The 17,401-nt window shown below is 51.4% G+C and carries 26 protein-coding genes, 1 tRNA gene and 1 pseudogene; 10 read left to right on the top strand and 18 right to left on the bottom strand.

From position 1 onward, the window contains the following. Positions 1-56: 56 nt before the first annotated feature. The gene (locus TH2_RS10670; protein WP_008890439.1) at positions 57-680 is read right to left on the bottom strand and encodes a DUF2971 domain-containing protein; all 624 of its coding nucleotides are present in this window, start codon (positions 678-680) and stop codon (positions 57-59) included. Positions 681-1,290: 610 nt separating this feature from the next. Here TH2_RS10670 and TH2_RS10660 point away from each other — a divergent pair. Further along, a complete protein-coding gene (locus tag TH2_RS10660; RefSeq protein ID WP_008890438.1) occupies positions 1,291-1,842 on the top strand; it encodes a hypothetical protein in 552 nt (183 codons plus the stop codon). 578 nt (positions 1,843-2,420) lie between these two features. Here TH2_RS10660 and TH2_RS10655 read toward each other — a convergent pair. The 12 genes from TH2_RS10655 to TH2_RS20770 all read right to left on the bottom strand — a co-directional run bounded on the left by TH2_RS10655 (position 2,421) and on the right by TH2_RS20770 (position 9,637). Beyond that, positions 2,421-3,014 (bottom strand): terminase gpA endonuclease subunit, encoded by a 594-nt coding sequence (locus TH2_RS10655; RefSeq protein WP_008890437.1) that lies wholly within the window; start codon positions 3,012-3,014, stop codon positions 2,421-2,423. Continuing rightward, positions 2,995-3,381, bottom strand: coding sequence for a DEAD/DEAH box helicase (locus TH2_RS10650; RefSeq protein WP_008890436.1), 387 nt, complete (start codon positions 3,379-3,381; stop codon positions 2,995-2,997). The genes TH2_RS10655 and TH2_RS10650 overlap by 20 nt, the downstream gene beginning before the upstream one ends. A 12-nt stretch (positions 3,382-3,393) precedes the next feature. Continuing rightward, positions 3,394-4,017, bottom strand: a complete 624-nt coding sequence (locus TH2_RS10645) for a hypothetical protein (RefSeq protein WP_008890435.1) — start codon at positions 4,015-4,017, stop codon at positions 3,394-3,396. Between the two features lie 2 nt (positions 4,018-4,019). Next, positions 4,020-4,901 carry an ATP-binding protein gene (locus tag TH2_RS10640; RefSeq protein WP_008890434.1) on the bottom strand — a complete coding sequence of 294 codons (882 nt, stop codon included), beginning with the start codon at positions 4,899-4,901 and terminating at the stop codon, positions 4,020-4,022. After that, on the bottom strand, positions 4,901-5,197 hold the full coding sequence (locus TH2_RS10635) for a hypothetical protein (protein WP_008890433.1): 297 nt from the start codon (positions 5,195-5,197) through the stop codon (positions 4,901-4,903). The genes TH2_RS10640 and TH2_RS10635 overlap by 1 nt, the downstream gene beginning before the upstream one ends. Further along, on the bottom strand, positions 5,194-5,682 hold the full coding sequence (locus tag TH2_RS10630) for a hypothetical protein (RefSeq protein WP_008890432.1): 489 nt from the start codon (positions 5,680-5,682) through the stop codon (positions 5,194-5,196). The genes TH2_RS10635 and TH2_RS10630 overlap by 4 nt, the downstream gene beginning before the upstream one ends. 10 nt (positions 5,683-5,692) lie before the next feature. Next, positions 5,693-5,902, bottom strand: a complete 210-nt coding sequence (locus TH2_RS10625; protein ID WP_008890431.1) for a helix-turn-helix transcriptional regulator — start codon at positions 5,900-5,902, stop codon at positions 5,693-5,695. Positions 5,903-6,076: 174 nt separating this feature from the next. Beyond that, on the bottom strand, positions 6,077-6,679 hold the full coding sequence (locus TH2_RS10620; protein ID WP_008890430.1) for an RES family NAD+ phosphorylase: 603 nt from the start codon (positions 6,677-6,679) through the stop codon (positions 6,077-6,079). An 86-nt stretch (positions 6,680-6,765) separates the two neighbouring features. Continuing rightward, positions 6,766-7,203, bottom strand: coding sequence for an antitoxin Xre-like helix-turn-helix domain-containing protein (locus TH2_RS10615; protein ID WP_040823625.1), 438 nt, complete (start codon positions 7,201-7,203; stop codon positions 6,766-6,768). Between the two features lie 82 nt (positions 7,204-7,285). After that, positions 7,286-8,230 (bottom strand): hypothetical protein, encoded by a 945-nt coding sequence (locus TH2_RS10610; RefSeq protein ID WP_008890428.1) that lies wholly within the window; start codon positions 8,228-8,230, stop codon positions 7,286-7,288. Further along, positions 8,217-9,389, bottom strand: coding sequence for a hypothetical protein (locus TH2_RS10605; RefSeq protein WP_008890427.1), 1,173 nt, complete (start codon positions 9,387-9,389; stop codon positions 8,217-8,219). Before TH2_RS10605 ends, TH2_RS10610 begins: the two co-directional genes overlap by 14 nt. An 11-nt stretch (positions 9,390-9,400) precedes the next feature. Continuing rightward, a complete protein-coding gene (locus TH2_RS20770; RefSeq protein ID WP_008890426.1) occupies positions 9,401-9,637 on the bottom strand; it encodes a DUF2188 domain-containing protein in 237 nt (78 codons plus the stop codon). Positions 9,638-9,772: 135 nt separating this feature from the next. On the opposite strand from TH2_RS20770, the gene TH2_RS10600 reads away from it, so the two are divergent. Both TH2_RS10600 and TH2_RS10595 read left to right on the top strand, forming a co-directional pair. After that, positions 9,773-10,093: a helix-turn-helix domain-containing protein gene (locus TH2_RS10600; RefSeq protein WP_008890425.1), complete on the top strand. Its 321-nt coding sequence runs from the start codon at positions 9,773-9,775 to the stop codon at positions 10,091-10,093. Continuing rightward, positions 10,090-11,013, top strand: coding sequence for an ImmA/IrrE family metallo-endopeptidase (locus tag TH2_RS10595; protein ID WP_008890424.1), 924 nt, complete (start codon positions 10,090-10,092; stop codon positions 11,011-11,013). Before TH2_RS10600 ends, TH2_RS10595 begins: the two co-directional genes overlap by 4 nt. Positions 11,014-11,078: 65 nt before the next feature. Here TH2_RS10595 and TH2_RS10590 read toward each other — a convergent pair whose 3' ends face one another. Together TH2_RS10590 and TH2_RS10585 are read right to left on the bottom strand one after the other, a co-directional pair. Then, entirely contained in the window at positions 11,079-11,435 is a 357-nt protein-coding gene (locus TH2_RS10590) for a YnfA family protein (RefSeq protein ID WP_051007621.1), read from the bottom strand. Further along, positions 11,405-11,818, bottom strand: coding sequence for a MerR family transcriptional regulator (locus TH2_RS10585; RefSeq protein ID WP_008890422.1), 414 nt, complete (start codon positions 11,816-11,818; stop codon positions 11,405-11,407). Before TH2_RS10585 ends, TH2_RS10590 begins: the two co-directional genes overlap by 31 nt. 74 nt (positions 11,819-11,892) lie before the next feature. Here TH2_RS10585 and TH2_RS10580 point away from each other — a divergent pair, with 74 nt between their 5' ends. The 5 genes from TH2_RS10580 (at position 11,893) to TH2_RS10565 (ending at position 15,056) form a co-directional block, all read left to right on the top strand. After that, positions 11,893-12,297, top strand: coding sequence for a mercuric transporter MerT family protein (locus TH2_RS10580; RefSeq protein WP_008890421.1), 405 nt, complete (start codon positions 11,893-11,895; stop codon positions 12,295-12,297). Positions 12,298-12,309: 12 nt separating this feature from the next. Next, positions 12,310-12,609, top strand: a complete 300-nt coding sequence (locus TH2_RS10575; protein WP_008890420.1) for a cation transporter — start codon at positions 12,310-12,312, stop codon at positions 12,607-12,609. Beyond that, positions 12,606-12,842 (top strand): mercury resistance system transport protein MerF, encoded by a 237-nt coding sequence (gene merF / locus TH2_RS20765; RefSeq protein WP_008890419.1) that lies wholly within the window; start codon positions 12,606-12,608, stop codon positions 12,840-12,842. The genes TH2_RS10575 and merF overlap by 4 nt, the downstream gene beginning before the upstream one ends. After that, entirely contained in the window at positions 12,839-14,272 is a 1,434-nt protein-coding gene (gene merA, locus TH2_RS10570; RefSeq protein WP_008890418.1) for a mercury(II) reductase, read from the top strand. The genes merF and merA overlap by 4 nt, the downstream gene beginning before the upstream one ends. A gap of 112 nt (positions 14,273-14,384) precedes the next feature. Continuing rightward, positions 14,385-15,056 (top strand): cytochrome c biogenesis CcdA family protein, encoded by a 672-nt coding sequence (locus TH2_RS10565; protein WP_008890417.1) that lies wholly within the window; start codon positions 14,385-14,387, stop codon positions 15,054-15,056. A 46-nt stretch (positions 15,057-15,102) separates the two neighbouring features. Here TH2_RS10565 and TH2_RS21530 read toward each other — a convergent pair whose 3' ends face one another. Together TH2_RS21530 and TH2_RS10560 are read right to left on the bottom strand one after the other, a co-directional pair. Continuing rightward, positions 15,103-15,267 (bottom strand): hypothetical protein, encoded by a 165-nt coding sequence (locus tag TH2_RS21530; protein WP_008890416.1) that lies wholly within the window; start codon positions 15,265-15,267, stop codon positions 15,103-15,105. Between the two features lie 292 nt (positions 15,268-15,559). Beyond that, a complete protein-coding gene (locus tag TH2_RS10560; protein WP_040823559.1) occupies positions 15,560-16,231 on the bottom strand; it encodes a cation efflux transmembrane domain-containing protein in 672 nt (223 codons plus the stop codon). Positions 16,232-16,303: 72 nt separating this feature from the next. On the opposite strand from TH2_RS10560, the gene TH2_RS10555 reads away from it, so the two are divergent. Both TH2_RS10555 and TH2_RS20760 read left to right on the top strand, forming a co-directional pair. After that, positions 16,304-16,714 (top strand): MerR family transcriptional regulator, encoded by a 411-nt coding sequence (locus TH2_RS10555; protein ID WP_008890414.1) that lies wholly within the window; start codon positions 16,304-16,306, stop codon positions 16,712-16,714. 154 nt (positions 16,715-16,868) lie between these two features. Next, a pseudogene (locus TH2_RS20760) lies at positions 16,869-17,048 on the top strand (transposase); the annotation flags it as partial. Positions 17,049-17,256: 208 nt separating this feature from the next. Here TH2_RS20760 and TH2_RS10550 read toward each other — a convergent pair. After that, positions 17,257-17,333, bottom strand: a tRNA-Met gene (locus TH2_RS10550). Between the last annotated feature and the right edge of the window lie 68 nt (positions 17,334-17,401).

Genomic DNA, 17,401 nt, shown 5'->3' with positions numbered 1-17,401 from the left:
CTTTAGGGCTCTGATGTGAGAACACCCCCGGTCGTTAGGCCGGGGGTGTTTTTTTGCTATAGTTCCTGAACGACTTTTTTCCATTGCTCATTCTCTAGCAAAGTGGATCTGTAAACCTTCAAATCTGCACATCCATCAATCTGTTTTATTGCCTTTTTAACCGAATTTCTTAAAGGCACAGGAAGCCATGGGCTCAGCGTAATTCGCTGTATTGCTGCTAACTCAATCGGCAGATCAAATGTAGAACACTTTTCTTTTTCGCTCGCATAAATGAGCCGAATTTCTTTCTCCGCGTTATACGGATATCTTTTGGTAAAGGGAAGTTGATCAAGATCAGGAGGGAATTTCCTCGCATCTTTGATCTGAACATAATTCACGGGACAGATCTGCATTCCCATCACTTGGCTTGCAGCATCGCTTAGGGCATCGCTGTTGAATTCAATGCAAACTCCTTCTCCCCCTGATGAGAACACTTTCCAGTGATGAAAGGTTTCATTCTCTTCACAAAGGCATAACGCGACCAAGGTCTGCAGCCCTTTCTTTTTCTTATACATTTCCATGAAGTATCGGTCATTGCGATCGTCCCATCCACTGGGGTCTAGCAGGGTTAACTTTCGTTCGAACAGTATGTGGACCAGCGATGCCAAACTCGTGTACCGGCGTAAACTCTTTGTTCCCATTTTATTAAGACTCCTCCCCGCAAAATCACTCTGAAGTTGCCCTCTTAACATATTTGCAATTGTGGGTAGACATCTTTAACCAGACGCATCAAGCTTGATGTACTCCCTGCATGACAGTTTGAAACGGAGAAACAGTCTTGTCTGATAGAAGGAAGCGTCGTGTCAACGCGCCTCAAGCTGTGGTGTCGTCTGTCTTAACAAAGGCTTTCTACCGATGCGCAGTTTGCCCTGAACATCGTAGAATGGCTGACATACACCACATAGACGAAGATCCATCTAACAACGATGAGCGCAACCTAATTGGAGTTTGCAAAGAGTGTCATGCTGACATCCATGAAACTTCAACTATGCGGCGTAAAATCGCTCATGGTGATTTGGAAATTATGAAAAAAAATGGGAGGATGAGTGCGTAGTTCTAAAAGGTCTGATAAGCCGTCAATCAAATCCGCACCAATGGGTATACGCGCACCTTCATCGCCTTGGACCACTGTACAAGGAAATAACAGGTAAAAACATTCTAAGCGCATTGAGTCATCGGTTCAAAGAGAATGGACGTTGCCTTAACACTCTATGGCATAATGAGAAAAGTTCGATCTCATGGCAGAACCATATGGTACTTCGGGATTCTATCGATCAATGCATTGAAACAATTATGCAGTCTGCCTCGACAATTGACATAGCCTTAATGGAAGCTGGCGCGTTAGACCCTCGTGATTACATTGGCAACTATATCTCATTCACGGGACATTTCGCCGGGAAGGACATCCCAGCACAGCAGGAATTTTTAGAAAATAATGGAAAAATTTTGGGCCCACCACCAACATTGCGACGAGAAGTCTATGAGGATGAAGATCCTTCATGCCATCTATACATAGAAACTTGCCTGATGCTTGACGCACACTATTTCTACTCTAGCAGCGCGTTCTTTCATTTAGGAGAAACGGGCTGCTGGACTGGGATCGGACTTCTAAACTCCTACAGAAGAATAAATTCCGCAAATGGCATACACATGAGATATCAGCTCAATGTTACCCCATTATGCATAGCTTCATCTGCACAACTTCCAGCTCTAAATAACAACTCTAACTTAAAGAGACTTTATGATCAGCATGACGTACAGTTAGTTCATCTGGATGCAGAAGAAGATGATTTCGAACTATAGTTAGAAAGATTGGCGGAAGTGCAAATCTCTAAAAAGATAGTTCATTTCCAGAAATACATTGCAAAATCCCGCCACAATGCAGAGCCAGTAACGGGAAGATATTCGCTTGGCGCTCTAGCGCAGCCTTCGCGCGGCTCTGCTTAGCTCAACCGTCAGACTAAAACGCTCCACTGGCACGTTTTCTGTATGTTTTTAGCCTTCAAGTTATGCGCACAGTCTCGTACCACAGGAAGCCTAAAGGTAAGAATGTCGGCCTAAGACCGTGATAGGTCGGGTTCGTCTTCATAACCTTGTCGGCATCGGTCATAATCAGGCAGTCGACGGGTCGACGAGCCTTCGACGTCAAACGGCTCTATTTAGAGCAGCAATAGAATTATATCGTGCAAAAAGAAACTGAATTCTCTTAAGGAAAGATCGCTTGCGATATATCCGGGATCATTGGCAAGGAAAGCACGCGCTGCTATTCGCGCTGTGCGTCAACCTGATCCTGATCCGGGCTCTGATCCTGTTTGCCGATCGTTATACACTCCCCCCCTATATCCCTGATCGCATCCCGGCGCTGATCGCGACGATTGCGTTTATTCTTCTTTTTCATGGTGTTGTTTTTGTCTGGCAGGTGGTTGGGGTGCTGCGCGCCAGGCCCAGACATCCACTTCGATGCGATCTTTCTGAATATCGGCTCCCGCCGTCAAAAACAGACCGCCCTCTGGTACCGTTCCCGGCGACCATTGCTGGCGTTGATCGTACAGACGCTCCCAATCGGGGGCTTCGCCGGTTTCAACCCAGGTCTCACCGAGAGAGGTGTTGACAAAGGTTTTCATGCCCTCAGCCCCTTGGGCTTTGGCAGACAAAAACGCCCTCACCATGTTTTCCAGTCGAACCCATGGCGAATAGATTTCATTCAGATGGAACCCTGCGATCCCGGCAAAAGGGTTTTCTGCTCGCCATTCACCATGACGAATTACGGACCACCGCTGTGCATCAGACCAAACCGAGCCACATTCCTCGCAAACGTAGTGAGCTGTTTCCGGCAGGTGCGCACCAGCAGCGTCCTTTTCCCAATGGACCTGTTCCCACCTCAGAATCTGATGGGTTCCGCAATCCGGGCAAGGAACCCAAAACCGTCGTTTATCACTTTCTTCCCAAGCCGCATCAACTGTCGGCTGCCGCATGATGGGCTTCGTCAATTACCAGAAGCTCAAGAGCGGGCATGGCGGCAAGGTTGGATTTACGCGCCAAGGTCGGAACCATGGCGAACGTGGTCCGCCCCTGCCAGGATTTGGTTTTGGCATCGACGACCGACGTACTCAGGCCCGGGTTGACCCGTTTAAACTTTGCCTCGTTTTGGCTTGTCAGCTCATCGCGATGGGCAAGCACACAGGCCTTAGCATCATTGCCTTTCAGCAGCTGACCGGTGACACCGGCCAGCGCGATGGTTTTTCCAAATCCGGTGGAGGCAACAGCCAGCGTGTTGCCGTGTTCGTCGAGCGCTTGAACACTGCGCTCGACGAAGGTTTTCTGGCGGGGACGGAGTAACATGACCAGCCTCCCCTACTGAGCCCAAGATGGGCGATTGGGGTTTGAAGCCGGTTGCGTCTCTGTGTTGGCATGGGGCATCGGTTGGGCCGTTGCGGCAGAAGCCGATTGGCTCGGCGTCCAGAGACCGCCGCCAGACTTGAACGTATCCCAATCCTTGTGGTTGGGAGCCACTGCAAACCGGATATCGTTTTTCGGGTCGCCATTGGCATCCTTTCCGACATCAATCTTGGCCAGAAACTCAATGCCATCCAGATCCGTAAAACCGTTGATACGGCGAGCAGCCTGCGCCTGCGGGGAATTGTCTTTGTCGGAAAGGCCCCGTGACGAGTTCAGGATACCGCGCACAAAAGAGCGGCCCATATTGCCCCATTCCGGCCCCTTGAGGCTGCGAAGACCAATCAGGCTCCAGACCTTACGCTTGGCAAACGGACCTTCGAGGATGACAAACTCGGCGTTCAGATAGACTGAACCGGTCGTATCGTTGTGGGTTGCGTATCCACCCGTCCAACCCTGAGCCGGATCGTCATAGCCACCGGGTTTGATGGTCATACGCACCGGCACAATGGTGCCCTTTGGGATCAGGTCGTAGGATGTTTGGGATTCCGCGTCGTTATAGTCGTTCCATGCACCAGTCATAATTACTGTGCTCCTTTGTCGTCTTCAGGGTTGGGGATCTCGGCTGGTGGCACGGGGCGACTAAAAGTCAGCCTTTCACCTGCCGGTTTTGCGGGGCCGCCGATCTTTTCCATCAGACGGCCAAGATGGGGTTCTTCGATTTGATCAAGCCGTCCGCTGCGATCCTTTGCGGGAAAGCCGAACGGGTTCAGCGTGTGGCAAACAAACGCTCTGTAGGGATCCGTGCCATCCGGGCTGACTTCGGCCATGGCGATGACTTCATCGACGATGCCGGGGAGTTCGTTACCAGTCTTGGAGCCGTCGATTTGGGGAACGAAGGTCTTGCGATTGAAATCATCAAGCTTCTCGTCGAGGATTCCGACAAACCAAACGTTCTTGCCACGGGTGTGCTGAAGGTGCGTGAGCCAGGCGATCATCTCCTGGCCGTGGAGACCATAAGCACCACGCATGTCAGGCTTGCCGGTGCGCTCAGAAACGGCCTGCGGCTGGCCTTTGGCCCATTGGAAACACAGACGTCCAGCAACCGTGATGCTGTCGATAAAGACGGTCTGGTACTTACCCAGAGCTGCCGGATCGCCAAACTGCTCACAAACCGCGTCATAGTGGGCCAGGCTATAGACTTGATCGTCACGCAAGGCCGGGTTTGGACCGCCGATGAAGACCGCGAAATCACGGCATTCAATCCAGGTGCGAGGGCGAATGGTATCTCCGGACCAGCCTTCGATCGCCAGATCCCCTGCCTCTAAATCGAAGAACAAGGTGGACTGGGCATCCAGCGTCCAAAGCAGTGAGGTTTTGCCGATACCGGATTTGCCGAAGATGCAGCCTTTAATGCCGCGCTGCTCAGACAACCGTTCGTCGGCGGAAATGATGGGGAGCGTCATCACTTGCCCCCCTTCTTCGAAGTCACCGCATCCAGGGCATTGTCTGCCCCCAAGGATCCGTTCTTGCGGGCCATGTCGTAGACCCGACGCAATGCATCGATTTCTCCGTAAAGCGCAGAGGATTTGGCCTGCAAAGCCAGTTGAGCAAAAGCAAGGTCATCAATGGACGCCGCTTCAATGGGTTTGATCACCTCTTCTTGGCGATCGCCCAAAGGCGGAATCCGGATGGTATCGGGAAGATCCGCGAGATAGCTGTTGTCTTCGCGCAGGCGTTCAAGTTTGGTCTTGGCGGTCATGATTGCACCTCATCGTTCAGGGAAAGTTGGTAGGAGGCTTTACCGACACGCACGGTCCTTGCGCCCTCAAACGCCGAGCGGATATGGCTCGGCCAAGCGGCGTATTTGCGTTCGGAAACCTTGATGGTGATATCGACGTATTCAGCCGGGTCATCGCCCTCGGCCTTCATGCGCTCGACAAGCTGAGAAAGCTGGGATTGGTCCCAGGCGACCTTTTTGGGAAGATCGGCAACGACCTGCGCCAGACCTTCATTGAAGCGAACCGTACCCGTGTCTTTGCCGAGGGCTGCGCGGACTTCTCTCGCCTGAAGGGAAAAACGGCACTCAAGAGCACTGTCGAACCGGTCCTTCATCAGCTTTGTGATGGTGAGGCGTTCGGCGATTTCACCTTGCAACGCGATCAGCTGTTCGACGGGCAGAGAGGCAATGTCCGCCACCTCCATGGCGCTCAGGTCATCAATCTGAATGCGGTTGGGGATATTCATGGCTGCCCCCTTACGCATAGAGATCGTTCGGGGTTTCGGTGGTGCTTTTGCAGAGGTTGTCTGCTTCAAAGGCTTCCACGTCTTCAAGCCGGTAGACGACCCGTCCACCGATTTTGAGATAGGCGGGGCCTTCGCCGGTCCACCGCCAGCGCTCAAGCGTGCGCTCGCTGATATTCCAGCGATCGGCCAATTCGATCTGATTGAGATGTTTAATAGCCATGGAGTCCTCCTTGGGGGCTGTTCGAAAACCTGGGAGGAGAATGGCGGTTGTGGGGGGAGGAGCCGGGGAGGCGGAAGGTAGGGCAGAAGGTAGGAATCACCTTTTCGATGCCGGAAACGAAAAAAGCCGCCCCAATGGGACGGCTCATAGATGATTTAAAAGACTTTCAACGGATCAGATATAGGACTCTTCGAGCTCAATTTCGGGCTCGGATTTACCAGACCACGTAAACCGATATCTGGCGCTTTTGCGAACATTGCCGACAAGGGCTGGGCGGAAGCAGGCTAAACAAACACCCCCTGGATGGCGCACACTTGGATAAATCACTCCTGGAGACCCCTCTCCAAGCAATCTTTCAGCAAGCCCCTGAGAGGCCACATAGCTATCCGGTATCAAACAATCCATAAAGGAATCGGCTTCTCGGATATCATGATACTCGCCGCCGAAGTCAGCCAGGTAATCGTCATAAGTAACGCTTTCGTTCTGCCAATCGATTTCGGCAAGCTCCAATGATTTGTGCCAAGCGACTTCAGCATGTGATGTTTCCAGCGCAAATCCTGCATACCATGCGCCCCGATCCGGACCATTGAAGCGACTTCCCAATGGATGAGCATGCGTGAATGCTGCATTGATGATCCTGTAGGACGGCACACTGAACACCAACTCATCAACGCCGATGCCAGGCAGCAAATCGTTTTCTGCCAACAGGCGGTCATTGGTAGCGTGGTCTAAATCAAAGATGCTTTGAAGGTGATCGTCATCATCAGCAATGCGCACGAGGACACTGTCCCCGTTCTCACTGTATTTAGACGGAATTAGCCGATGTGTATCAAGTTGGCGGATCCGGGATGTTTCAGGAAAACTCAATGGCCACCCCGCCGCGCATCAAGAAGTTTCCTGACCGTTGCGAAAGCCGGTAGCCCACCATGGATCAAATAGTCGTTCGGGGTCATCCCGCCAAAGATCCGGTTTTTGTTGGGAAGCTGCATCCATTTATCGGCAAGCTCCTCGCTATAGATGATGTTTAAAGCTTTGAAGATACCGACCAGATAGGAAATTCGGCGCAGCTTGTCTTCGTCCAACGCGCGATCTCCACCCTTTTTCAAGGCGTAAAAGGCCCCATTGGAGACCCCACCGAGCAATTGCCTGGCCGCTTCATCGCGAACCTTCCACTGCTCCATGATATTGAAAAATGCCCGGATAGCCCCGGAGCTCAGACGATCACGTTCAGCTCGATCAGATAAATCGATTAATGGGGCAATCTGGTGCCGAGTAGCGGGATAAGCATGAGAGAGAGCCATTTGAACCTCCATTTCTGAATTCAATATAACTCCATTTATGGAGTATTTCAATATCCATTTTTGGAGAATTTATTTCTTCATCTCAAAGCGAAATCCAACAATATCCATCCTTTTCCTGGATAAACTCCCGCCAATCTGACCTCCCAGAGAAGGCTTTTGCGAGTGTATTCACCGAAGCACCACATTCCGCAGTCTCAAAGACAGCCATCTTCTGGCATTTAGGTTCGCCGGATTGCCATGCTTGGTACAGATGACGAATGATGGCCCGTTGTTTCACACCGGTGAAAGAATACACTTTACCCCTAACATTAACCGAAGCGCCGTCCGCATTAACCACGATCGGGGCATCGGAGATCGGGGCTCCAGAAGAAACCCGAGCTGCTAAAACATCTGGATCGATTTCCAGACCAGTTCCGATGACGTCATGAAGATTGATGATCTCATGGCCTCGGAAAGTCGCCTCGTTCACACGGCCTGCCGTCAAATTTATGACTACCCGCAAACCTGGAGCTGGTCTCTCCTTCGCAGTATTAGCAAACGCCGACCAGACAGCTGGGACCGCAAGTCGCCGAGCAATCCAGATCGGGATCCGCTTGGAACGACCGGGCAAGCGGACATCCCCTACTTCCCAAACCAGACCTGGCACCAGTTCTTCCGGATCGTTCCGTGACGAAACACCCAGAGCCTTCAACACAAGCTCAAACAATACGGAATAGTTGATCGAAAAGGATGTGAGCCTCTCGGAAGGCACTGACACCCATCCGGCAGACGGACTGAAATAGCCGTAGCCGCCCTCCTCCGGCGACCAAGTTAGGGTGACGGCTTCATCATCATGGTCAGAAAGCGAGACTGCTGCAAGCTGATGCCCGTCCGGTTGCAAGACACCTGATACCTTCAGCGCTTCTGCCGAACGACTATGAAATCCATCCAAAGCCGCACCAGTGATCAACGCATCAGGCGTCTGCAGGATTGACTGCACCAATTGGACATCTGATCGGGAAAACGAAACGATATCAGTCAACGTCATTCAGGATGCCCCAACGGCGCAGGTACTTCTCACCAATCAACTGCTCCTCTTCCGTTTGATCCTTCAAGTTACACCCGTGCGGCATGGTGATCGTCAACGGCAAAGTGCGTCCACGTTTTGACGAACCCTTCGGATGGAATTTGATGGTCAATTTGGCCTGGGTTGCGACCCAGCCACCAGCCAGCGGGTCGTTTGCGCCGAACCGGTCTGCCGACATTTTCCAGATGGTCCGATCCGCTTTGCGCAGGCATTCGAGAGTGACGCGCTCGCCATTATTGTCGAACGGCATCAAACGCAATTGCTTCACCTCCACAGACTCAATCCCGTCATCCGGGTCCGTCTGGAACGGATGCGGGGCCAAGAGAACCGACAGGTCATAGTTCCGAAGCGGAACCTTCTCGCTCTGAAACTCCACGCCGAGCAGGTCACGCGCCATGTAACGCGCCATTTCTTCGCGGCTTTCGCGGTCATTGGCCACAACCTCAATCACGCCGGTTTCCGGTTCATAGGTCATCGCCGCTTCAAACACAGGCCGACGCGCACGGCGCACCAATTCACCTTCATCATCGAACGCCAAAAAGGCATCGGGAAGCCCCTCCCGGTAGATGACGATCTGCACCAATTCACAGTCTTCACCATCAAAGGTCGGGCGATGACGGCTAAAAATATCGATGTGAATGTTGTTGGAGGAAAACCGCTCCCGCAGAGCTGATTTAAATGCCTCAAGAGCGACGGCATCACGGTTCAAATCAAGGTTGGCTGGGGCCATGAAGCCATCCCAGCTACGTCCGCGCCGACGTTCATCCGTGAAACGCACCTCTTCGGCGAAGCGAAACAAGGTCGGTGCATTCAGGAACATCCACAGTGACCGCGCATGGCCGTTGACCAGATCATCCAGAACGGTTCGGTCTTCGGCGACGCTGTAAAGGGCAGTCTGCCCGGCGTCATCGGCCAAGGCGCTAACACGCTCAGCATCATTGAGGACACGGGCGCGTTCATCGTCTGTCATGTCATCGACAGCCCGGAGCGTTCCTTTAACCACTTCAGGCTCAGGGCCATCCCAATTAATCGGGTTCGAAATTTTAATGCCCGTGTGTTCAAAGTATGCCTGCAGCGACGAAGCAGGCGTGTTGCGAATGAAGGTCGTCACTGAGGCCATGCTTAATCTCCTTAGCCTTTAATGTTGCGGGGATCGTTCCCGTGAGAATCGGACTGGGAAATCCGCCCATCCCGATTATGGATCTTGAATTCCGTTTTGGCGTTGCGGCTGATCTCGCGACCGCGATCAATCGCTTCACGTTTGGTGTCAAAATGACCGCTGCTGCGGTCAGAACCGCCGCGCCGGACATCCCAGCCTCCGTTTGAGTTAGGGGTCACATGATGTGTACCCGGGGTACGCTTAGCCATATTTCGAATCTCCTTAATAGCACGTTTTCGTTCGGTATATATCGAACATTTTTGCAATTCTCTTGTCAAGCACCAATTTGTTCGTCATATATCGAACACGGTCGAAAAACAAATTGACCGACCAAGGGAGATGACATGACGACCTCATTAGGCGAGAAAATCCGCCATCATCGGCAGGAAAAGGGCTATTCGCTCGATAAGCTGGCTGAGCTCACAGAATCCAGCAAGAGCTACATTTGGGAGCTTGAGAACCGAGATACTCGTAAACCGTCTGCGGAGAAATTGACCCGAATCGCTCAAGCCCTATCCGTGACGACAGATTATCTGTTGGACGAGAAAGCGACTCCCGATGAAAAAGTGCTCCAAGAGGCCTTCTTCAGAAAATTCAGCAAGCTTGAGGATGAAGACAAAAAGAAGATCGAGCAGATGATCGATATGTGGGGGAAGAAAGATTGAACCTACCTAATACGCCTGAGAAATGGGCAATCCACCTCAGTAAGCTGATCAAAGTCTTCCATGAAGCCCACGGACTGGACCGCTTCCCAATCAACGTGGCTGGGATAGCGCGGGATTATTCAAAACAGGTTTTCCCGGATGCTCCTATCACCATGATTGAAGGCATGGATCTCTCTCGTAAATTCGAAGGCGCAATGCTTCCCCACCCAAGCGGCAATGGCGAATGGGGCATCATCTACAATGAAAGCATTGAATCTAAGGGCCGCATAAACTTCACCCTTGCCCATGAACTTGGGCACTATCTGCTTCATAGAGAAATCTCGGCAGAGGGCCTCAAGTGCAGCAGCCGCGACATGCACAAATGGAATTCTGAATACGGTCAGATCGAAGCACAGGCAAATACCTTCGCTTCTTATTTGCTGATGCCCCTGGACGATTTCCGAGACCAAATCTCAAGCCACCCCATTGATCTTGATCTCATGTCGCATTTGGCTGACCGCTACAACGTTTCTCTGACGGCAGCCATTCTCAAGTGGTTGAGAATGACGCACAAGCGGGCGATGATCGTCGTCGGCAAGGACGGCTTTATTGATTGGGCATGGAGTAGTGAGCCGCTTATTAAATCAGGAATTTTCTATCGCGGTCGTCAAGAGGTCATCCCGCTACCTGTTTCTTCCTTAGCCGAAAAACAGGATATGCTGATCGATAACCGAACAGGGATTCTGCATCCAAAAGGCATTTGGCTGGGCGAAGAAGAGGTTCGGGAAATGACCATATTCTCGGAACTGCCCGATCAAACCCGCATGACAATCTCTCTTCTCCTATATCCTGATGACGCTCCAGGAAAATGGGACCGCGATTTGGACGAGCCGCCCGAACACGATACATACGATCAGTTCGTTATTGGAGGTCAAGTATAACGCTAAATCGCAGACCTTTTCATTTCAGATGTTACGAACGCATAATTCTTCGTTTCGCAAACATATTATGTCCCGCGTGGTCCCCAAAGAATTATTGCCGCCCCCAGAAGGCAGATCGCCGCCCCAACTAAATCCCACCGATCGGGTGTTCGGTTTTCAACCAGCCAGAGCCAAAGGATCGACGCAGCTATGTATATGCCGCCATAGGCTGCGTAGGCTCGACCTGCAAAGTCACTGTCCACACGGGTCAACAGATATGCAAATAGAACGAGACTGACTAAACCCGGCGCAAGCCAAAAAACACTTTTACCTAACCGGAAATACACCCAGAAGGCAAAGCAACCAGCAATTTCGGCCACGGCTGCGCCGACGTAAAAAGCGACCGTTCCAATCAAGATCCCAGTGCCTCTAATACGGGACATTCGGGCACCCGTTCACCGGAGCATTGTGCTGCTGTGGCAGCAAGCACCTTCTCAATGCGCCTTAAATCCTCAATCTTGGCACGCACGTCCACCAGGTGTTTTTCCGTGAGCACCTTCACATCGGCGCATGTTTGAGTACCCCGGTCAACCAGCAGTAAAAGTCCCCGTAATTCATCAATAGAGAATCCTAGCTGTCGCCCTCGGAGTATAAATCCAAGTCGTTCAGCGTGTGTATCATCATATACACGATACCCTGATGACGTGCGCGGAGGATCCGGCATAAGGCCAATTTTCTCGTAGTAGCGTATCGTTTCCAAATTGCAGCCAGTTCTCTCCGCTAATTTTGCTCGCTTTAAGCCCTTCACTGAAACGTGACCATTCATCAAAAAAACCTCTTGAGTCTGTAGTTACTACAGACTTTATCCTAATTTTTGAATGAATGCGAGGATCAACCGCCATGAGCACAACAAAATTGCATGCCAGTTCCGCAAATGCGTCAGGAAGCATTGATGATGGAAAGATGCGTGTATTCGCAACGGGAGGGGTCATAGGCGCGATTTTAGCATCTTCATGCTGCATTATCCCCCTGGCACTCTTTAGCCTTGGTGTGGGCGGGGCTTGGATCGGTAACTTGACTGCGCTGGCACCCTATCAACCAATACTCGTTATTATAACCTTGGGTTTTCTCGGGTACGGATATTTCCTGGTCTACAGAAAACCGCAAAACGAATGCGCTGACGGTGCAGCTTGCGCACGGCCATTGCCCAATCGGATTGTTAAATTGGCGTTATGGTTTGCAACCGCCTTGATCGTTCTAGCGCTCGCGTGGCCATACATCCTCCCCATTATTATCGGAAAATAAGGAATTCCACATATGAAGCAAATCCTCGCTTTTGCCATACTGGCAACGACAGTCATGTTCACCAGCCCATCCACAGCCGCCGACCAGACCATCAAGCTTTCAGTCCCTGGGATGAATTGCGCCAGTTGTCCGTATATGGTCGAGCAGGCAATCTCCAAGGTTGATGGTATTAAGACCGTTGAGGCCACCATGGATGATCGCACTGCAACAGTGATATTTGATGACGACCTGACAACGGCCAGCGAAATTCAAGCGGCGACGGCATCGATAGGGTACGAATCGACAATCATTCAAGATGACAAAAAGTCATGAAAAATAGAACTTTACTAAAAACTGGGATCATTGGATCAGCGATTGCGGCTATCTGCTGCTTCACACCTGCCTTGGTCTTGTTGTTGGGAGCCATCGGGCTCTCAGCTTGGCTGGCATGGTTGGATTATGTTCTCCTTCCCGCATTGGTAATTTTCCTTGGCATTACGGCTTTCGCATTATTTCGCCGTTCACGAATCCCAAAAGCAAATGTCGGTTCCGGAGACATGCTATGAACGAAGGCTGTTGCAACACTACGTCAGAAGGCCAGGAAAAATTCGATCTTATTGTCGTCGGAGCCGGTTCGGCAGGATTTTCGGCTGCCATTACCGCAGCTGAGCAGGGAGCTCGTGTAGCACTCATCGGCTCCGGGATGATTGGCGGCACTTGCGTTAATGTTGGTTGCGTACCGTCAAAGGCCATGATCCGTGCCGCTGACGCTCTCCACCACGCAAAAGCCGCATCGCGTTTCGCAGGTATCAAGGCTGAGGCATGCATTGAGGACTGGAGAGCTTTGACCGCCCAGAAAGACGAATTGGTGACGACGCTTCGCCACTCTAAGTACAGCGACATTCTTCCCTCCTATAAAAACGTGGCCTATATTGAGGGTGCAGCGAAACTGGCGGAAGGCGGCGTTTCCGTCGATGGGAAACTTATCTCGGCGGACAAGGTGATTGTCGCTACGGGTACTTCAGCGGCAACTCCCAATATTGAAGGCATTGACGGCGTTCCCTACCTGACCAGTACCGAAGCGCTTGAACTCGACGCCTTACCGAAATCAATTCTGGTAATCGGAGGTGGCTACATCGGATGTGAACTGGCGCAGATGCTTGGGCGGTCGGGTGTTGATGTCACCATCGTTTGCCGGTCCCGGCTGTTGCCAGAAGCTGAACCTCAAATCAGTAAAGCCCTGGCGGAGTATTTTCGGGACGAAGGAATAACTGTTCGCGATGGACTGGGCTACAACAGCATTCGTAATACCGATGGCGGGATAGCCCTAGACGTCACGGAGGGCGGGCAGGATGTGACCATTGTAGCTGAACAGGTTCTCATCACAACAGGCCGCATACCGAATACATCCGGCATGGGGCTCGAAGAGATCGGTGTCGAACTTCTACCCAACGGCAGCATCAAGGTCGATGACCGCATGCGTTCGACGCGTCCCGGTGTCTATGCCGCTGGTGACGTAACCGGCACCGACCAGTTCGTTTACATGGCTGCCTATGGTGCAAAAATCGCAGCAAGTAATGCCATGAACGGCAATTCTCTTTCCTACGACAACTCGGCGATGCCTGCTGTTGTGTTCACCGATCCACAGGTTGCCAGTGTTGGCCTAACAGAACGGCAAGCCAAAGAACAAGGCATTGAGGCGCGAACTTCAATTTTGACCCTCGACAATGTGCCTCGTGCTCTCGCCGCTCGAGATACACGCGGATTGATCAAACTCGTTGCAGACGGAAAGACGAAAAAGCTCATTGGAGCGCACATTTTAGCTCCTGAAGGCTCAGACAGTATCCAAACGGCAGCTTTGGCGATCAAAACAGGCATGACCTATGATGATCTTGGCTCAATGATTTTCCCGTATCTCACAACTGTTGAAGGATTGAAGCTCGCTGCTCAAACCTTTGACATGGACGTGAAAAAATTGTCCTGCTGCGCAGGGTAATCAGTCGCAAAAACCATGGCTTGCGCAACATTCGATAAAGGCGCTATGCGCGCACCCGCCATTGATACTCCCCCAACTGGAAGGATAAGCATCAAGAAAGGAGAGAATTTAATTGGTATTCACAACGCTGGAATTTTTGCTGCTGCCAGTCGGCTTAGGACTATTGGGTTTTATCGAGCCCTGTACGATTGGCGGCCATTTACTCTTTCTTGAAACGCAAAATAACCGCTCAAGTCGTGAAAAGCTGAATGCTGTTCTAACGTTCATCGCCACGCGCTCCCTTGTATCAGGCTTAGTCGGTGGCTTGATTGCTTTTCTTGGGCAGAAAATCATCGCCGCACAAACAGGCGTTTGGCTGATTTTCGGCCTGGTCTATCTGGTCATTGGAATGGCATTTCTAGTTGGCAGAGGGCACTTTGTGAAGCGGGGGTTTAACCTCTCTCCCACCGCCTGGAAGAGCGCACAAAATCCATTCATATTGGGGCTGGCGTTCGGCCTCAACATCCCTGCTTGCGCCGCACCTATTCTATTTGGTTTGCTCGGATTGGCAGCAACCACAGGAACAGTCGCGACCGGGTTCACGATGATGTTTCTTTTCGGCCTTTTCCTTTCATCGCCGCTTGCACTTTTTGCAGCGGTTCCGAAACTCGCCACTTCGCTCGATGCATTGGGAGAACGATTGAAGCAAATGCGGTGGCTTGTTGGCGTCATCTTCGCACTACTCGGCCTGTGGTCCATTTGGTTCGGACTCTACGTTGATCCCGCAAACTGGGCTGGCAAATGACCACTCGGAGCCGATTTGCGCGAGTTGCTGGTGCGGGCATCACTTTTCAAGCTGGCTCGGCAGCGATTGACTCAGCCACCATTATGTCGGCTCTGGTTTTCCAACTGACCGGCAAGAGGGGCAGTGCCCCGCTTTTCAATGCACAATAAGCAAACAGTAGTAGATAGATCCAATTTCCGTATTCTTGAATCAGTTCAAGCAAGCCGTTCATGAGGATTCCCAGTGCGCTTACCTTATAGGTAACGGCGTACGTTTAGTTTGTATTCCTGATATGGTGCGCCATATTTTTCTTGCAACCACGGTTCTTCCGCGAGAGGCGCAATCAGCAAGACAGCCAAACCAATCGCAAGCACTGGCAACACCCAAAGGGATGCGGTAAGAATACCCCATCCAATCAGGATGATGGCCAGACACGCCGCTTGGGCTGGACTATAGACCACAGCAACATTCCAAGCATATACGCGCCCGCTAAAAGCCCAACCACTAGAATGAGATAGTAGGTTTCAATGGGCATGGTCATGCCCGTGATTTTGCAGAGCACCCAAGTCTTCGCCACTACGATATTCCTGCCATGCTTGAACAAGAATGAGTTGTGACGAGCGGAGGAAAAGCCCTGCCATAACGGCGGCAACAATCAGGTCTGGCCACGCCGACACGGTGAACCAAACGGCTATACTTGCGACCATGACGGCCACGTTCCCGATTGCATCGTTACGAGAGCAGAGCCAAACAGAACGGACGTTCGCGTCACCGTCCTTATAACGCATGAGTAGCAAAACGCTTGCAAGGTTTGCGGCCAGTGCCAGTAGTCCGATTGCCCCCATGATTTCAGCTTGAGGCACACCCAGTACAAGGACCTGATAGGCTGTCGAGCCAAAGACCCACAGCCCCATCAACATGAGGCTCATGCCCTTTACAAGTGCCGCCATAGAGCGGGCTTTCAAACTCATGCCAATGACAGCAAGGCTTAACCCGTAAGTCAGGGAGTCACCGAGGAAATCGAGTGCATCCGCTTGCAACGCTTGAGAACCAGCCAGCTTGCCAGCCGACATCTCCACGAGAAACATTGCCGCATTGATTGCAATAACAACCCAGAGGATGCGTTTGTATACAGGGTCTACTCCGTCAAATGTCGGGTTGCCCGAACAGCCGCAGGCTTCGTTTACGTCGCTCATGTTTGACCTTTCAAATTTTTGTCCAAACAAATATAATCCCTCTAGTAGCTATAGGTTCAAGAGGTGATTTTCATGTTTTCGATAGGCCAACTTTCCAAGCTGACAGGCGTGAAAATTCCGACCATTCGATATTATGAGCAGATGGGATTAATTGCTGCGCCAGAGCGTTCCGAGGGCAATCAACGCCGCTATACGGCGGATGGTCTAGGTCGCCTTTCGTTCATTCGACATTCGCGTGACCTTGGCTTTTCGATAGAGAACATCAAAGGGCTTCTGGAACTAAGCCAACATCCCGAAAGGCCATGCCAAGATGCTCACAGCATAGCCGTTGAGCATCTTAAGGACGTGCAAAACAGGATTGCCAAACTTCGCCGTTTGGAACGAGAGCTAAAGCGAATTTCTAAATGCGATGCAGGCAACATCGCAGATTGTGCGGTCATAGAGACGCTTGCAGACCACGGACTTTGTGAAACAGAGCATTAGCAACAGACTGACAATCATCAATGCGACATGATACCAAACTGTACAGCTTGCGACATTGAGCAGAGGTCTCAAATGTCCGCAAACCTGCCATTCGCTATTTCAAGGATTCAAATCTAATTTGGGATGTGATTCAAGTAGGCAGGAGGACTTGCCCATGTCTGATCACTATTGGCTCAACGAAGCTCAACTTGAGCGTATTCGACAATACTTTCCGCGCTCCCATGGTAGACCACGTGTTGACGACCGCCGTGTCATCAGCGGAATTATCCACGTCATCCGCAATGGCCTGAGATGGCGGGACGCACCTGACATCTATGGACCGCACAAGACCCTTTAACCTCCAAATGGATCAAGTTTTGGGGAGAGGGTCACCTGCAATCATTCAATTTGAAAAAGACCTGAGGAAGTAAATGATTCACACTGAAATTGCAGTACGCAGTTTTTCGCTCCCGCATGATTCCATAGTGATTCCAGCAGACCATTTCGGCACTTAGCCCAAGAATCAAAAAAGCCCCTAACTCATTGAGTTAAGGGCTTTATTTTGGTTGCGGGGGCAGGATTTGAACCTGCGACCTTCAGGTTATGAGCCTGACGAGCTACCGGGCTGCTCCACCCCGCGTCAGGGTGATATATCTGTTTTGGCTTTGTCTGCCTTCAAACAGATAACGCCGCTCATGTTTGAAGCGG

Origin of the sequence: Thalassospira profundimaris WP0211, assembly GCF_000300275.1 — a bacterium.
In the GTDB taxonomy this organism is placed as follows: Bacteria; Pseudomonadota; Alphaproteobacteria; order Rhodospirillales; family Thalassospiraceae; genus Thalassospira; species Thalassospira profundimaris.
The sequence above is the reverse complement of the archived record's forward strand: the minus strand, read 5'-3'. Positions and strand labels throughout refer to the sequence as shown.

Bases quoted from the DNA above. Each gene is read 5' to 3' on its own strand.
- TH2_RS10670 (WP_008890439.1), bottom strand. From the start codon at position 680: ATGGGAACAAAGAGTTTACGCCGGTACACGAGTTTGGCATCGCTGGTC.
- TH2_RS10660 (WP_008890438.1), top strand. From the start codon at position 1,291: ATGGTACTTCGGGATTCTATCGATCAATGCATTGAAACAATTATGCAG.
- TH2_RS10655 (WP_008890437.1), bottom strand. From the start codon at position 3,014: ATGCGGCAGCCGACAGTTGATGCGGCTTGGGAAGAAAGTGATAAACGA.
- TH2_RS10650 (WP_008890436.1), bottom strand. From the start codon at position 3,381: ATGTTACTCCGTCCCCGCCAGAAAACCTTCGTCGAGCGCAGTGTTCAA.
- TH2_RS10645 (WP_008890435.1), bottom strand. From the start codon at position 4,017: ATGACTGGTGCATGGAACGACTATAACGACGCGGAATCCCAAACATCC.
- TH2_RS10640 (WP_008890434.1), bottom strand. From the start codon at position 4,901: ATGACGCTCCCCATCATTTCCGCCGACGAACGGTTGTCTGAGCAGCGC.
- TH2_RS10635 (WP_008890433.1), bottom strand. From the start codon at position 5,197: ATGACCGCCAAGACCAAACTTGAACGCCTGCGCGAAGACAACAGCTAT.
- TH2_RS10630 (WP_008890432.1), bottom strand. From the start codon at position 5,682: ATGAATATCCCCAACCGCATTCAGATTGATGACCTGAGCGCCATGGAG.
- TH2_RS10625 (WP_008890431.1), bottom strand. From the start codon at position 5,902: ATGGCTATTAAACATCTCAATCAGATCGAATTGGCCGATCGCTGGAAT.
- TH2_RS10615 (WP_040823625.1), bottom strand. From the start codon at position 7,203: ATGGCTCTCTCTCATGCTTATCCCGCTACTCGGCACCAGATTGCCCCA.
- TH2_RS10610 (WP_008890428.1), bottom strand. From the start codon at position 8,230: ATGACGTTGACTGATATCGTTTCGTTTTCCCGATCAGATGTCCAATTG.
- TH2_RS10605 (WP_008890427.1), bottom strand. From the start codon at position 9,389: ATGGCCTCAGTGACGACCTTCATTCGCAACACGCCTGCTTCGTCGCTG.
- TH2_RS20770 (WP_008890426.1), bottom strand. From the start codon at position 9,637: ATGGCTAAGCGTACCCCGGGTACACATCATGTGACCCCTAACTCAAAC.
- TH2_RS10600 (WP_008890425.1), top strand. From the start codon at position 9,773: ATGACGACCTCATTAGGCGAGAAAATCCGCCATCATCGGCAGGAAAAG.
- TH2_RS10590 (WP_051007621.1), bottom strand. From the start codon at position 11,435: ATGTCCCGTATTAGAGGCACTGGGATCTTGATTGGAACGGTCGCTTTT.
- TH2_RS10585 (WP_008890422.1), bottom strand. From the start codon at position 11,818: ATGAATGGTCACGTTTCAGTGAAGGGCTTAAAGCGAGCAAAATTAGCG.
- TH2_RS10580 (WP_008890421.1), top strand. From the start codon at position 11,893: ATGAGCACAACAAAATTGCATGCCAGTTCCGCAAATGCGTCAGGAAGC.
- TH2_RS10575 (WP_008890420.1), top strand. From the start codon at position 12,310: ATGAAGCAAATCCTCGCTTTTGCCATACTGGCAACGACAGTCATGTTC.
- merF (WP_008890419.1), top strand. From the start codon at position 12,606: ATGAAAAATAGAACTTTACTAAAAACTGGGATCATTGGATCAGCGATT.
- merA (WP_008890418.1), top strand. From the start codon at position 12,839: ATGAACGAAGGCTGTTGCAACACTACGTCAGAAGGCCAGGAAAAATTC.
- TH2_RS21530 (WP_008890416.1), bottom strand. From the start codon at position 15,267: ATGAACGGCTTGCTTGAACTGATTCAAGAATACGGAAATTGGATCTAT.
- TH2_RS10560 (WP_040823559.1), bottom strand. From the start codon at position 16,231: ATGAGCGACGTAAACGAAGCCTGCGGCTGTTCGGGCAACCCGACATTT.
- TH2_RS10555 (WP_008890414.1), top strand. From the start codon at position 16,304: ATGTTTTCGATAGGCCAACTTTCCAAGCTGACAGGCGTGAAAATTCCG.